The following is a 15700-nucleotide window of genomic DNA, read 5'->3' on the forward strand; positions in this document are numbered from 1 at the left end:
CCAGTTATTTTAGCTAGAGATGCTATCCCAGCTAAAACAGCAGAAATAGTAAAGATAGATTGAATTAGCAGATTCGCAATATACTTTAAAAACAAAGTAAAGTAGATAAACTTTAAAAAAACAATGAGATTTTCGCTAACTGCTAATCTAGAAAGAAAAACAGTATTAGGATTTGTCGCAAAAATCAAAGTAGAGATAATTGCAATATTCGTATTACATAATTTTAAACTGAAGACATAAAAGAGAGAAATAGAAACAATCCCCAATATTAAAGATGGAATTCTTATAGACGTTAATGTACAATCAAAAAAAGTCTTTGCACCTCCTAAAATTGCTGCGCTACCAACAATTAAACTAAATAAAGGAGGATGATCTAGCCACGGTGTCACTAACTGATAAGTTCCATTTTTCCAATACACTTTGGGAATATCTCCATAAGCTTTTAGCCAAGACCAACTTGTAGGTACATGATCTTGAATCAAACTCATACCACTCCATGCAAAAGCATATTCATCAGCAGTCCAATTATGTGCAGGAATTTGATCATAGTTATAGATTCTAATTGCAGAACCTAAGATGGTAATAAGTGTACAAAAAAACCAATCTTTCCGAGCAAGTAACCTTGTTAACAATGGTAGGATTGAATCTAGCACTTGTATAATCTCTATTATTAATGCTGGCTAGAAATATTATAATTCTGCTACCTTTTATAGACACGCCATTTTGCTGAGTTTATTACCAGTCGTAGAAAGGTTATATTTCCCACAACTAAGACATCCTCTGAAAGGGGTATTGTTTTGGCGGATTTCTAATACAAAATGGCGCAAGTTAACTAAAAATTAAACATTTCACAATATGATTAGTGTGCGCTGGGTTTTTCTAATGCACCCTGAATATTTTTTATTTATCGTAAACCGTGAACAATAAAAGCAGACCAGTAACGAGGATTTACAAAGGGAAATTCTCCTTTTGCTTTTTGGAATTTATCAATTGCTATTGATATTTCTGCATATTTTTTATATTCTCTCATACACTCTAAATACTCTTCTGAATCAGAGGGGTATTTTTTTCTCTCATTTCTAGCTTTTTTTCTTTGAATTTCTGCTTCTTGACACATTTCGTCAAGGTCAGCTTTCCTCAATTCTCTTAGCTTTATTTGAGCTTGTTGTAAAGATTCTGGGCGACTTTTACCGAGTTTTCGCTGTTCATAATAAAAGATAGAAAAGAAGGCTGTTGCTAAATCATTAACTGACCACAAAGAACTAACTACACTTCTAGCACCAGCACATAAAAAGCCTGTGGAAAGAGTGAGAATATCATCAGTTAAAGCAGGTGTACCTAAATTCGTTTCGCAGCATGAGAGAAACACATCTATAAGATTAGGTAAACGCCAACCTGGTGACATTAATTGTCCTAAAGTAATATTACCATCAGCTAATATCAATCCTGATTCTAATGGATTATCAAGGCGAGATTGGGCATGGTGACAAGAGTGAAGAATTTGCACCTGTTCAGCTAATTGACGGTAATTTTCACGAGTAGCTTGACTACTACCAATTAATCTTTTTTCTATTGGAATATTATATAGCTGGGCTATGTTTTCACCTTCAAATCTAGCACATTGTAGATCATCTGTTGCGTCTTCTACTGTTCCGTATTGTAGAGAATTAATATCTAATGGTTCTAAATTTGGACGTTGATAGCAAAAATCTAAAATTTGACAACTGGGAGTATAACGAATCAAAAATTTATCTACTAAATATTCTTGATATCCTATTGGTAAAGCAGCAAAGGGAACTTGATGTAATAATAAATGAGGTACTATAATTAATTCTTCTATTTCTTGAAGATGTTGATCAATTAATTCCGATAATTGCAACCGTTGAGAAAGTTCACGCAGAATAGCTTCGATTTGACTTTCCCATTTTTTAACATCACTAGTATAAGTTAATAACCAATTTTGATAAATCCATTGTTGTAATATTTCCAAGCCTTCTCCGGTGCAAGTATGAAGAGTTATTCTGTCTTTTCTGACTATAAAAATATGGGTATCAGTGTTCGTAGTGTAAAAAGAGAGAATTGCTGTATTTTGATTATCAATTAGTCTCTGAATTTCTGACAAACTCAGAGGCTGAACTTGAATTTCTCCAGCTAATACAGGATCTTCACGTCTGAGATTTTCCCAAGTTTGTTGTTTCTCCGCTTCTAGAGAGGCTATTTTCTCGTTGTATGCTTGCCAAACTGCGCGGGTTTCACTGCGGTTATTTTCTGATTTATGCTTTTGACGTTCTGTGTTAATTAGTTGTTGTAATTCTTCATATTGCTGTAATAACTCTTGGACTTTTAGCGGGATATTCTCACTTTGAGAGAGGTGATTACTTGCCATTAAATCTACTAGAAGTTTAGAACGAGAGCGTTCAGAATATTCAAAGGCTTTATCTATTTGTCCAGCATTGATACAGGCTTGTATTATATTTTGGTAAATATCAATTGATTCTTCTAGAATTTCTTGACGACGTGACTCTGATTTTGCCCAACTGCGGCTAGTTTCTACTGCTTCAATTGCTGCACTATATCCTTCGATAGCTTCTTTCCAAAACTGTAATTGAAATGCAATTTTCCCTAAATTTCTGCCTGTTCTAAAATATGCTAAGTGATCTTTTAATAATTTTTCTATTTCCAAAGCATTTTGAAAAGATTTTATTGATTCTGCAATGTTTTCTAGATAGTAATAAACATAACCCAAATTCATTTGAGTTTCTGCCCATTTCCTTGGTAAAGCTTCTATAGTACGTACTCGTAAAGCTTGCTGGTAGTAGTTGAAAGCTAATTGAACATTTTCTTTCTTATCTCCTATTAAGCGATTCAAGTAAGCAGTTCCTAAATTATTCTGAGTTTCCGCCCAATCATAAGGAAAAGTTTCGTAAGTACACCCTTGTAAAGATGTTTCTAATGACTTAATTGCCAATTCTAAGTTTTCCGTTCTCCCTCCTCTAGTTCGATAGAGGTAAGCATCTCCGAGATTATGATAAATATCTGACCATTGTTTTGAAAACTTCTCAAGATTATAAATTTTTAGTGCGTCCTGATAGCATAAAATTGCTAGTTCTATATTTTCAGATCGATTTCCCAAAATTCTGTCTTTATAAGCAATACCTAAATTACCTTTAGTGTATGCCCATTTTTCAGAGAAAATTTCACTATCTAACATTGACAATGCTGCTTTTAAATTGTTAATTGCTATTTCTATATTTTCTCTTCTGTCTCCAAAAATGCGATCTAAATAAGCAAGACCAAGATTATTTAGGATGTCTGTCAATAGTTCTAGAGAATGTTTACTATACAAAACTTCCAAGGATGATTTAAAACAATTAATTGCGTGTTCTAAATTCTCTGCACAGTTGCCCAATATTCGCTTTCTATATACTTCGCCAAAATTATTTTGAAGTATAGCTAAAAGTTCTATACCCTCTGAAACTTTGGAAAATTCTGTACTATTAATAATCAGTGCAGCCAATCTGTATCCAGTAATAGCAATCTCTAAGTGAATTTTTATATTTCCTATAGGTATACTAGCAATCAAATTACTGAAATGCATAATATCCATTCCAACTTTGATTGCCGTTATTTCTGGCTCTATAAATGGTAAATTCAACCCTCCCCATTTCTCTAAAAAATCCTGAAATTTCTCATCAAATTTATCCAAATTGGCTAAAAAAAATGGGTAAACTATTTGTGGTTCAGCATTACTATCATGAATTTTTTGTAACACTGCCCACAAAAACTCTATATTTTCCTTGCTATATTGATTAATTTTGTTCTTATTTTTGTTGTTATTACCGAATCCCTTAGCCATATTTATTCCAGCACCCTTAAATAATAATTAACCCAAAATCTCCGTCAATTTCTCTAGCAAATCTTCCGCCAAATCTAACAACTCAGTTTCATCAATCATATCATTAGTAGAACTGCGATCGCTTCCTGCAAACGCAACACCACCTACTAACAAATCCTTCGCTGCAAAAATTCTCTTATTCTCTGTCAATTGACTCAAACAATATTCTAAACCTTCAATAATTTCGGAAACAGATTTATTCTGTAACTTTTCCCGTACCTTTACCGCGATCGCATCATCACTTTCTAAGAAAGTTGTCATCTTTTCTATATAAGTTGGTTCATCATTATCATCTCCCCAAGTATCTAACCAATCACCCTCAACATCATCACAATACAAATAAGCTGCATCTAGTCCATATTTCATGATATCATCTTGTAATTGTTGGGCAGCTTTTACAGATTCTAAAAAACTTTCTAATCTCTGTTGACGGTCAGTTATTTGTTGATTAACCATAATTACTCACTTCCTTGAAAAATATTCTTAGACAAAACATATAACTTTAACTAACTCAAAACTATAAATTTAATTTGCGATAAATACCCATATTAAGATTATCGCTATTATCTAACGCTGTATTGACTACCTGATTTATAAAATCATTTGCACCGGGATTATAACTTAATAATAATCCTCTTTCTATTTCCCAAAACAGCAGAGTATTTTCCCAATTATTAAATTTATCTTGTAAAAACTCTTCAGATATGCTAGTGATTTGCACACAGAGTGGTTTGTTCTGACTACTACTAACAATTATATCAGTTGCCATTGACAAGTCCACAATATATCTTTTGACAACCGTACCACCACCTTGCTCAATAATATCAGCAATAGAGTCAATCAGTTTTCCATCTTCTTGACTGAAATCACCCGCCATTAGTTTTCGTCTCCAAATAAAAAACTTGGAGTCATCTTTACTCAACCACTTGGGAAACAAATAACCATACCAATACTTTAGCGTGGGCGGTAGTGCATCTAAAGCTAACTGTTGTTCTTCTTCAGAAGATAGGGATTTGAGTTTCAGCCAAGCATCAGTATCTTGGATAAACTGTTGCAAAAATAACAGTACAAATTTTTTGGACATCAGCGTACCAGGTTTAACATCTTTTATCCAGAGGTTAATCTGGTTTAATCTGATTGCTAAACGGGTATCTACTGTAGATGCTTCCTCAATCAGTGAATTGAGTTTTTCCTTAATCTTTAGTGATTGCAAAAAATATACACCTGAAAAATCGAGTTTGTTTTAGGTATTTTACAATTATTTAATAGCTTTATCAAGTTATTTAATCAAATTTCTAACTTAATTTATATAAATTATTTTCCTGTATTTATTACCAGTTGCAGAAAAGTCATATTTCCCACAACTGGCATAATTGATGATTGCCAAACTATGACTTTATTTATGACTGTCTAGTAACCCATGGCGAGAAAAAATTCCCTTCAATTTCAAATTAGTTAATACAGTTATAGAATTTACTAATTCTCGTTGTGCAGAACTTAAATTTAATACTTCTAAAGCTTGATCAATATTATTGCCTTGATGTAATTCATGGGTAAGTAGATTGCGTTGAGATAAATCTAAAATTGCGGCAATCTCTTTATTGCGACGCTGACGGATAGCTTGTAGTGATTGATGTTCTTGAGGAGTAAAATCATCTTCAGAGAACTTGAAACTATCATTAATTTCGCTGTTATTTGAGGTCAAACTTGCTGGAGAATTAGAAAAGTAGTGATTTGCAGAAGCAAAAGGAACTGCCAAAGAGAAAAAGGACAGAGTAAAAACAAGCGTCAAAGTCAAGAACCGTTGTGTCAATTTACTAATCATGTTGATTTTGATGTTAATAACAGCTTAAGTCAAATTTTAACTAGAGGAATAGTGAGTATTTTCTCCAGTAAATAATAACTTGGATAATTTTCCTACTTCTGGGTGCTACGTGACACAGATCAAAAAGTATTGATCTGCACTTATTCAATAGAACAATTTTACTAGTGTTGAAACGCTATAAATCCTGAGTTCAAGACACAGACAAGGAAATCAGGCTGTTTCTATATTGGAGGTGAGGTAAGATAGATAATGTTTTCTCTATGACCAAACTCGGAAATTGATAAGTAAGAAAAATATATCAGACATATTAAGATTATGTTCTTTTATATTTCCCCACTCAACGCTATCATCAAATTCATTAACAGAGGTGATAGCATGACGGAACAGATATTAGAAAAACAAATAGATCAAAATGGCGAAATAGATATAGAAACAGCATTCCAAGAATCTCATGTGCAAGACATTCTGGATAAGCTAGATCAGGAGTTAGTCGGCTTAAAGTCCGTCAAGAACAAAATCAAGGAAATGGCGGCTTTGTTGTTGGTTGACCGTATCCGTAAAAGTTTGGGTTTGAATGCAGGTGCGCCTAGCCTACACATGACTTTTCTAGGTAATCCTGGTATGGGAAAAACTACTGTAGCAATGCGAATGGCGGAAATCCTCTATCGTCTGGAATATATTCGCAAAGAAAATGTGATGTTGGTAACACGAGATGATTTAGTTGGACAAGGTATTGGACAAACAGCACCAAAAACAAGGGAAGTCTTAAATAATGCCATGGGGGGTGTTTTATTAGTTGATGAAGCTTATACTTTATATCGTCCAGATCACCCCGGAGATTTTGGTTTAGAAGCTATAGAAATTCTCATGCAGGTAATGGAAAACCAGCGTGATGATTTAGTAGTCATTCTGGCGGGTTATAAAGACCAGATGGACAGATTTTTTCATAGTAATCCGGGGATGAATTCGCGGATTGGATTACATATTGAATTTCATGATTATGGTGTTGATAGTTTAATGGTGATAGCCCAATCCATAGTCAAAGCACAAAATTATTGTTTTAGTCCAGATGCTGAAATAGCCTTCCGCGAATATTTAATTAAACGGAAGACAATGCCCCATTTTGCTAATGCTAGAAGTGTACGTAATGCTATAGATAGAGCGCGGTTACGTCAAGCCAATCGTTTATTAAGCAGTGGCAAACTGTTAAAAAAGCAGGATTTAATTACCATTGAAGCAGTAGACATTCTCGCTAGTCGAGTATTTAGAGAAGGTGTTCCTGACTGCGAAACAGAAAGTTGATTTAGTAAAAATACGGGCGAAGCATTCGGGTGATAAATTATCGGTTTTTTCCCAAGTTTATTTTCCGAATGCTTCGCCCTTACACCGAATGCTTCGCCCCTACAAATCCTGCTTTAATTAATTAGACTTTCTCATTTTGTTAATTTCTTCTTGTAATTTTTCAATTTCTTTTCGCAGTTTTTCCGCTTCATTTTCTGATGTTTCAACTTTAACATTAACTGAGCCAGGAGCCGGTTTTTGTTGATAGTTGCCTTGGCGAATTTCCTGGTATTCTGCTGATACTGCCCAACTGCGTAAATAATGTAACCGTTCTACAGGAAAGGGATGACTCAGCATCATGCCTTGAGCGCCATTGTAGATGAGAAACTTATATACTTGATTTAAGCCATCATCATCTAGGGCTTGATATTTTTCTGACTGCTGGATAAATTCTTGTAAACTACATTCATGGGCGTATTTATTACTACCTCCAGAAATTTTCATCATGGACGACATGACTGTGTTTAAGTCATCCATGACTAATAGTGCTGCCCGATCTGCGGATAATTCAGCTTTGCGTCGCCACTCAAAAAAGGCATAAATTAGGGCTTGACTGACAAAATTACCTAAACCAAAGGTGAGTTCACCAATAACAGAAGCGGCATTCATCGCCCACATCGCCATTTGAATTAAAATAGTATGACCACATTTAATATGTCCCAGTTCATGGGCTAATACTGCCCGAATTTCGGCTTCATTGAGTAACTCTAGTAACCCAGTATTGACCACTATGTAAGGATTTTCTTGTCCTAGCGCATAGCTGTTAACTTGGGGATTTTGGGAGATAAACAATGTAGGTTCTGGATAAATGTCCAAATCTCGCACACATTCTCGGAACATCTGGTAAATAGTGGAATATTGGCGTGGTCCGACTTGAATAGAGTTACCCATTAAATAGACGAGTTGGGGGCGTTCATAGACAAATTCCACAAATTTACGAGCGATTAAATCAAATCCCGGTAAACTGCGGAGAGCTTCTTCTGCTTGACGATCTAGTGGATGTCTGAAAGCTTCACTGGAAATTCCGGTATAAGTTGGCATAATTTAGGAGAATGGTGATTGGGATAATTGACAATTGACAATTGACAACATAATAGAAATGGGGTAGTTCCAAAAAAATAACTTGTTATGGAATTAAAAGCACGTGATTGAGGCTGAAGTTCATTTGTCATTGCATAACTTCCTGCGATCGCAGGCGGGTTTCCCTTCTTGGCCTCATCATTTGACTATGGCTAGGTTGGTTGCACGCGCTTTGCGTTTGGGACGTAGTGCTTTAATCCAGGTAGGAGCAGTTTGTGGACATCAAGGGCGATATCGCACCAGTTTTATTGCCTCTGCTTTAATGTGGCACGGTTCTGTAATTATTGTCGCTTCGGAAACGGTACAGCAACGTTTGTTGAAGGTGGAAATTCCCAGACTCCAACAATGGCTACCAGCAAATAAGCCCATTAGAACTGGTGACGCTTGGCCAAGTCCTGATTTTCACGGTTTGCTGTTGACTTCCCCGGAAGCTTGGTTAAAAGGGCAATTGGCTGATAATGGTCAATTTCCTGCCGATATCCCGACAATTATTGATGGTGTTGACGATTTAGAAGATTGGGTGCGTTCTCAACTGACTCAAACTATTCAACCCCATGATTGGGATCAGTTAATGCTGGCTTACCCATATCAAGCGGAGATGATTCGGGAAGTTAGGGTAGAACTGACATATACATTATTTCAGCATCCCGAAAATCCATATCACTGTTATCTAATTTCTCAGCCAGAAATCGAAATTTTACAAGATTTATATTTGGCTTTGGATAAAACGAATCTTCCCGAAGTTTGGCGAAATTTTTGGCAACAATTCCCATATTTAGAAGATTCTGCTTCTGAGACTTGCCCTTCACACTATCCTTTATTTTGGGCAACAATTGCCCGCCGTCAAGGTTTATTTTCGTTACATTATGCCCCAATTGAATTGGGTAAAATCCTCGCACCAATTTGGCAACGTCAACCTGTAGTCTTAATTGGTAGTGCTTTAGAACCAGAAACGGAAGCGCCTCTATTTCGTCAACGGTTGGGTTTAGAAGATGTTACTTGCTTGAGGTTTACGGCTGATAGTCAAGGGGAAGCGATTCAACTGTATGCCCCTTATAAGTTGCCTTTGCCGAATACACCGGAATTTCAAGGAGCTTTGATTCATCAAGTTCGCACTTTGGTATGTTTGAGTGCAACTGCACCAGGAATGACAGTAATATTGATAGGGGATGTGCCACTGAAAGCCAGAGTGGGGGCAATTTTGGCTTCTGAGTTTGGTTCACGGGTGCAGGTAGAAAAAACTTGTTTAGATGAAAATGGGATTTTGATTACTGGTTGGGAATTTTGGCGAGAAAATCAAAGTGTTTTACCATCACCCAGATTGTTAATTATTGCAACTTTGCCTTTACCATCTTTGGAAAATCCTTTAGTAGCCGGGAGAGTAGCTCATTATAAGCGATCGCACCAAGATTGGTTTCGTCTGTACTTATTACCCACAGCCATGAATGAATTACAAAGAGCGATCGCACCTGTTCGCGAAAATCAAGGTATTGTTGCTTTACTAGATAGTCGTGTCGTTAACCGCAGCTATGGCGCTCAAATCCTCTCTTCTCTTAGTCCCCTAGCCCGTTTAAACTATCTTGATCCCAGTTTATTCTCTTCCACACATGAAGATGATTCTGGTTAATTACTTGCAATCACCACTAACCAAAGGCTAATTTCTACTAAAATCTAAATTGAACTCTAAAGTTGTAAATTTATTAAATTATGGGTGAAGCAAAACGCCGTAAAGACTCTCTAGGAGAAGAATACGGGCAAGACACTACTAAAATCTTACCTTGGGTTCCCATCACTAAAACCCAGGCTGAACAATTTGTAGCTATAACTACTCGTGGTGCATGGATAGGTATTAGCCTGATGGTTGTTGCATGGGTAACAATCCGTTTTATTGGACCTGCTTTCGGCTGGTGGGAAATTGTTGGGTAATTGGTAATTGGTGATTGGTAATTGGTAATTGGGTAATTTTATTTCTTCCTTCTTTCTGATAGCGCAGCGTGGCGTAAGCCATACTCCTGTAGGGGCGAAGCATTCGGGCGATTAATTATCGGTTTTTTCCATGTAGGGGCGAAGCATTCGGGCGATTAATTCTCAGTTTTTTCCATGTAGGGGCGAAGCATTCGGGCGATTAATTCTCAGTTTTTTCCATGTAGGGGCGAAGCATTCGGGCGATTAATTCTCGGTTTTTTCCCAAGTTTATTTTCCGAATGCTTCGCCCTTACACCGAATATTAATGCTTCCAGCACGATCCGCGAACGCCCTTATACCAAATGCTTCGTCCCTACGAATCCTGTCTCCTGAAATCCTGAACTTCTAAAAATAAAATGCTCTTACATTTAAGCACTTGGACTGAAGTTGAAACTTATTTACAACAATCTCAAGGAATTATTGTACCAATTGGTTCAACGGAACAACATGGACCAACGGGATTAATCGGTACTGATGCAATTTGTGCAGAATCTATATCAAAGGGTGTTGGTGAAGCAACTCAAGCAATGGTAGCACCAACAATTAATGTTGGTATGGCATTACATCATACAGCTTTTCCCGGAACAATTAGTTTACGTCCTAGCACCTTAATTTTAGTAGTTAGAGATTATTTAACTTGTTTAGTAAAATCAGGTTTTACCAAATTCTATTTTATTAATGGACATGGGGGAAATATCGCCACTCTCAAAGCTGCTTTTTCAGAAACTTATGCTCATTTAGAAGAGTTACAAATTCCCAATTCCTCAAAAATACAATGTCAAATTGCTAATTGGTTTATGGGTGGTTCTGTGTACAAACTTGCCAAAGAATTATATGGTGATCAAGAAGGTTCTCATGCTACCCCTAGCGAAGTAGCTGTTACCCAATACATTTATCCAGAAGCAATTAAAAAAGCTCCTCTTTCTCCAGAAGTTGCTGGTGGACATAAAATTTATAGTGCTGTTGATTTTCGTTCCCGTTACCCAGATGGCCGCATGGGTTCAAATCCAGATTTAGCAACTCCAGAACATGGTAAACAATTTTATGATTTATCCGTCGAAGAATTAAGTAAAGGATATCTGGAGTTTGTCAAAGAGGAATAAATTTTGACTCCTGACTGGGCGCAGGCCCTGCGCCCCTACTCCTGGTGTATCACTTGCTATATAATTTACGCAATGGAATTTTGGCACATCCATAATGTATTTTCAGTCTTTGTTATAAACCTACAAACAAAATTCAGGGTTAGCGATTAAGATAATGAATGTTTTACTTATATATCCTCTGTTTCCAAAAAGTTTTTGGTCTTTTGAAAAAACCCTAGCTTTGCTAGACAGAAAAGCAATGTTACCCCCTCTGGGCTTGGTGACAGTAGCAGCGATTTTACCTCAAGAATGGAATTTTAAGCTAGTAGACCGGAATATTCGTGATATCACAGAAGCAGAATGGGCTTGGGCTGATTTGGTGATTTTATCAGCGATGATAGTTCAAAAAGAGGATTTACTGGCACAGATTCAAGAAGGAAAACGCCGTGGTAAGCGGGTGGCTGTAGGTGGCCCTTATCCAACAGCATTACCCAACGAAGTTACAGATGTGGGTGCAGATTATTTGATTTTGGATGAGGGAGAAATTACCTTACCATTATTTATAGAAGCAATTTCCCGCGGTGAGTCTTCAGGAATGTTTCGCTCTGGTGGAGAAAAGCCAGATGTCAGCACCACCCCCATTCCTCGCTTTGACTTGCTGGAATTTGATGCTTATGCGGAAATGTCGGTACAATTTTCCCGTGGTTGTCCCTTCCAGTGTGAATTCTGCGATATCATCGTTCTCTATGGTCGCAAACCCCGCACCAAAACACCAGCGCAACTCCTAGCTGAACTTGATTATCTCTATGAATTAGGTTGGCGACGCAGTATTTTTATGGTAGATGATAACTTCATCGGCAATAAACGCAACGTTAAATTATTCTTGAAAGAACTAGAACCTTGGATGGTTGCACATCACTATCCTTTCTCCTTTGCGACAGAGGCTTCCGTTGATTTAGCCCAAGATCAAGAATTGATGGATGCAATGGTAAGGTGTAATTTTGGTTCTGTTTTCTTGGGTATTGAAACCCCCGATGAAGAAAGTCTCGCTTTTACTCAAAAATTCCAAAATACACGAGATTCCCTCAGCGAAGCCGTATATAAAATTACGCGCTCAGGGTTACGAGTTATGGCAGGTTTTATTATTGGATTTGATGGTGAAAAAACAGGTGCTGGGGGAAGAATTGTTAAATTTGTGGAACAGACATCAATTCCCACTGCTTTATTTAGTATGCTGCAAGCCCTACCAGATACAGCATTGTGGCATAGATTAGCCAAGGAAAACCGACTCCGGAGTAAATCGGCGAATATCAATCAAACCACATTGATGAATTTTGTCCCCACTCGGCCTTTACCAGAAATTGCTAGTGAATATGTAGAAGCGTTTTGGGAACTTTACGAACCATCACGATTTTTAGATCGTGCTTATCGTCACTTCCGGATTTTGGGCGAAGCAACTTACCCGAAAAAGGGCAAAGGTGCGAAAAAACCCTTGAATTGGAAGGTATTACGGGCTTTGTTGACTATTTGCTGGCGACAAGGTGCTTTACGTAGTACCCGTTGGCAATTCTGGCGTAATCTGTGGAATATGTACAAACATAATCCAGGTGGTATTAGTAGTTATTTAGCTGTTTGCGCTCAAATTGAGCATTTCTTAGAATATCGTCAGATTGTGCGGGATGAAATTGAGGCGCAAGTAGCTGAGTTTCTCAAAGCAGAAGCTGAGGTAAAGCTGGAAGAGGAAAAAGCGCAAGTTTTAGTTTAAGTGAAATAGATTGTAGAGACGTTCCATGGAACGTCTCTAGAAAGGTTCTAGGAAACGCACATTTAATTTTCACTCCTATTTAAAACTTGATCGTTGCACCAGCTATAGCCAAAGCAGCCCAACCAGCCATCAATGCTAATCCTCCGAGTGGGGCGATCGCTCCTAAAGATTTGATTCCTGTTAAGCTGATAGCATACAAGCTACCTGAAAAAATCACGACACCAATAATAAATAACCAACCACTCACTAAAAGTGTAGTTGGTGGATTTTCTAACCGAATCATGAGAATGGCAACTAACAACAGTGCGATCGCGTGGTACATTTGATAACGAGCGCCAGTATCAAATATTTCCAGGGAACGGGCGCTAATTTTTTCCCGCAAAGCATGAGCGCCAAAAGCACCACCAGCAACAGACAAACCGCCAAAAATGGCGGCTATAGTTAAAAAAATCTGTGTCATCAGACCTATTACACATCAAAATGATATGATACAGCCCCTTCTTCTGTTACTTGAAAATTCGCATTGAATTCTTTAGCTTTCTCATCTAAATATTTTTTAGCTTCTGCTGCTGGTAATTGAGATTGCATGGCAAAATTTAATAAAGTTACTCTTCCTTGATTTTGTTGTAACGTTTGATAAAATTGCGATCGCAATTGTTCGTTATTTTGTTGCTTTAATACTTGTTTATCTTTGCGATTTTGTTGGTACAAACTTAATGCTAACCAACTACCCAATATGGCGCTAGGAACACCAAAAATTATCCCCCCTACAATAGCATCTTTACTTGTCTGAGCCGGATTTGGAGATGAAAATATCTGTTCTCCCTCGACAGGATATACTTTCACTCCAGATTGTGCCGATTTATCTATGATTTCTGATACTGATATCGCCAAAAACATAAATCCGAGTGTTAGTAACCAACCAGCAGCCAATTTTTCAGCCGTCTTCATAGTTCCACTTCAGAATTAGACATTGCTTGTGATTTTAACCTCACTTGCAAAAAGCTTCCACTAATATTTGATTTTTGTATCCTTTCCGGGAGGTGAAACCATCAAGATACGTAGTAACCTACCGTAAACTTGATTAATGGTGCGTTATGCGATCGCAATAGCTTTACGCACCTTACAAATACTTAGATTTTTTCAAAATTCACATATGCTATATGGGGTTTGCTGAATAATTGTTAAAAGCCACTCGATTAAGAGTGGTTTTTATTTTGGGTGAAGAGTTGGATTACCCTGAAATTACTGGAACTTGCGTGAAATTGGGATGAAGATTTTTGTTTTTAGCTATTTCCAAATATATCAATAAGGCATTGATATCTGCTGGGTTAACTCCGCCAATTCTCGCTGCTTGTCCAATAGTGAGAGGTTTAACTTTATTCAGCTTTTCTCTGGATTCTTTAGATAGAGTCTCAATGGCTGAATAGTCTAAATCACCAGGTAATTGGCGATTTGCTTGACGGGCAACTTGGTCAATTTGATTTTGCTGTCTTGCTAAATAACCAGCGTATTTGATGTCAATTTCTGCCCCATCTTTTTCCGCTTGCTTGAGGGTAGGGTTGCCGAGTCCGTGGCGTTCTAAGTCCACGTAATGGATACCCGAACGACGCAGTAAATCAGCCAGGGTAATAGAACCTCTAATTGCTTCTTGGGTATCGTGAGCGATCGCTTGTCCCACTGCCTCATGCTCTTTAATTCTAGTTGCCTGGAGGCGTTTTTTCTCCGCTGTAATTTGCTCTTGTTTTTGACTATACAAATCCCAGCGGCGATCGTCAATTAAACCTATTTCCCGTCCCAATGGTGTCATGCGGATATCAGCATTATCAGATCGTAGTAATAACCGATACTCTGAGCGACTGGTGAGCATTCGATAAGGTTCGCGTAAATCCTTCGTACACAGGTCATCAATCAACGTGCCAATATAACTTTGCTCACGAGGGAAAATAATCATTTCCTCACCCCGCACAAACCGCGCTGCATTGATTCCTGCCACTATCCCTTGAGCAGCAGCTTCTTCATAACCAGTAGTTCCGTTTACCTGTCCTGCACAAAATAACCCCGGGATTTTCTTGGTCATCAATGTCGGATAACACTGAGTTGCGGGTAAGTAATCATACTCTACCGCATAAGCTGGGCGCAACATTACACAATTTTCCAAACCAGTCAAACTTCGCAACATCAAAATTTGCAAAGTTTCGGGTAAACCAGTAGAAAAACCTTGAATATACAATTCCGGAATATCTCTTCCTTCCGGTTCAATAAAAATTTGGTGGCTTTCTTTATCAGCAAAACGGACAATTTTATCTTCAATACTCGGACAATAGCGGGGTCCTTTTGCTTCCACCCAACCACCATACACAGGTGACAGGTGCAAATTTTCCCGAATTAAACGATGAGTTTCTGGAGTTGTCCTGGTCATGTGACAAGGCATTTGTTCCCGTTCTACCCACACTTCGGGGTCAAAACTAAACCAACGCACAGATTCATCTCCCGGTTGAATCTCCATTTTACTGTAATCCACGGAACGCTTATCAACCCGTGCTGGTGTCCCGGTTTTCAGTCTGCCGGTTTCAAATCCCAAACGGTTGAGAGTTTGTGTCAAACCTTCCGCTGCAAACTCTCCCGCGCGTCCTGCGGGCATTGATTTATTCCCCACCCAAATTTTCCCACCTAAAAATGTCCCGGTGGTGAGAATTACCGCTTTGCAATGAAAAGATACGCCAAAATAAGTTTCTAAACCAATA

14 protein-coding genes are annotated in these 15700 nt (G+C 37.8%); 5 read left to right on the forward strand and 9 right to left on the reverse strand.

All coding sequences use genetic code 11. The features are described from left to right. The 5 genes from FJR38_RS02535 to FJR38_RS02555 form a co-directional block, all read right to left on the reverse strand. On the reverse strand, positions 1-653 hold a 653-nt coding region (locus FJR38_RS02535; RefSeq protein ID WP_217359967.1), incomplete at its 3' end, for a glycosyltransferase family 39 protein. Positions 654-904: 251 nt separating this feature from the next. After that, positions 905-3856 carry a CHAT domain-containing protein gene (locus FJR38_RS02540; protein ID WP_168493810.1) on the reverse strand — a complete coding sequence of 984 codons (2952 nt, stop codon included), beginning with the start codon at positions 3854-3856 and terminating at the stop codon, positions 905-907. 27 nt (positions 3857-3883) lie between these two features. Beyond that, positions 3884-4351, reverse strand: a complete 468-nt coding sequence (locus FJR38_RS02545) for a hypothetical protein (RefSeq protein ID WP_168535209.1) — start codon at positions 4349-4351, stop codon at positions 3884-3886. A 61-nt stretch (positions 4352-4412) separates the two neighbouring features. Next, entirely contained in the window at positions 4413-5108 is a 696-nt protein-coding gene (locus FJR38_RS02550) for a hypothetical protein (protein ID WP_168493806.1), read from the reverse strand. Positions 5109-5291: 183 nt separating this feature from the next. Beyond that, positions 5292-5720, reverse strand: coding sequence for a hypothetical protein (locus FJR38_RS02555; RefSeq protein WP_168493804.1), 429 nt, complete (start codon positions 5718-5720; stop codon positions 5292-5294). 375 nt (positions 5721-6095) lie between these two features. Here FJR38_RS02555 and FJR38_RS02560 point away from each other — a divergent pair, with 375 nt between their 5' ends. After that, the gene (locus FJR38_RS02560; protein WP_168493802.1) at positions 6096-7022 is read left to right on the forward strand and encodes an AAA family ATPase; all 927 of its coding nucleotides are present in this window, start codon (positions 6096-6098) and stop codon (positions 7020-7022) included. Between the two features lie 117 nt (positions 7023-7139). On the opposite strand, the gene FJR38_RS02565 is transcribed toward FJR38_RS02560, so the two are convergent. After that, entirely contained in the window at positions 7140-8102 is a 963-nt protein-coding gene (locus FJR38_RS02565) for a M48 family metallopeptidase (RefSeq protein ID WP_168493800.1), read from the reverse strand. 103 nt (positions 8103-8205) lie between these two features. Between FJR38_RS02565 and FJR38_RS02570 the strand changes: the two genes are divergently transcribed. From FJR38_RS02570 to FJR38_RS02585, 4 genes are all read left to right on the forward strand, one after another. Then, positions 8206-9768 carry an ATP-dependent DNA helicase gene (locus FJR38_RS02570; RefSeq protein ID WP_168535211.1) on the forward strand — a complete coding sequence of 521 codons (1563 nt, stop codon included), beginning with the start codon at positions 8206-8208 and terminating at the stop codon, positions 9766-9768. Between the two features lie 80 nt (positions 9769-9848). After that, positions 9849-10067 (forward strand): DUF2839 domain-containing protein, encoded by a 219-nt coding sequence (locus tag FJR38_RS02575; protein WP_168493796.1) that lies wholly within the window; start codon positions 9849-9851, stop codon positions 10065-10067. A 395-nt stretch (positions 10068-10462) separates the two neighbouring features. Further along, positions 10463-11209 (forward strand): creatininase family protein, encoded by a 747-nt coding sequence (locus FJR38_RS02580; RefSeq protein ID WP_168535213.1) that lies wholly within the window; start codon positions 10463-10465, stop codon positions 11207-11209. 154 nt (positions 11210-11363) lie between these two features. After that, a complete protein-coding gene (locus FJR38_RS02585; RefSeq protein ID WP_168535215.1) occupies positions 11364-12953 on the forward strand; it encodes a B12-binding domain-containing radical SAM protein in 1590 nt (529 codons plus the stop codon). A gap of 79 nt (positions 12954-13032) precedes the next feature. Here the strand turns inward: FJR38_RS02585 and FJR38_RS02590 are convergent, their stop codons facing one another. The 3 genes from FJR38_RS02590 to mnmG form a co-directional block, all read right to left on the reverse strand. Next, on the reverse strand, positions 13033-13413 hold the full coding sequence (locus FJR38_RS02590; protein ID WP_168493789.1) for a DUF423 domain-containing protein: 381 nt from the start codon (positions 13411-13413) through the stop codon (positions 13033-13035). A gap of 8 nt (positions 13414-13421) precedes the next feature. After that, positions 13422-13904 (reverse strand): hypothetical protein, encoded by a 483-nt coding sequence (locus FJR38_RS02595; RefSeq protein WP_168493787.1) that lies wholly within the window; start codon positions 13902-13904, stop codon positions 13422-13424. Between the two features lie 283 nt (positions 13905-14187). Then, a partial coding sequence (gene mnmG / locus FJR38_RS02600) for a tRNA uridine-5-carboxymethylaminomethyl(34) synthesis enzyme MnmG (protein ID WP_254449322.1) occupies positions 14188-15700 on the reverse strand: 1513 nt, incomplete at its 5' end.

The organism is Anabaena sp. UHCC 0253, from assembly GCF_009712085.1.
Lineage (GTDB): Bacteria > Cyanobacteriota > Cyanobacteriia > Cyanobacteriales > Nostocaceae > Dolichospermum.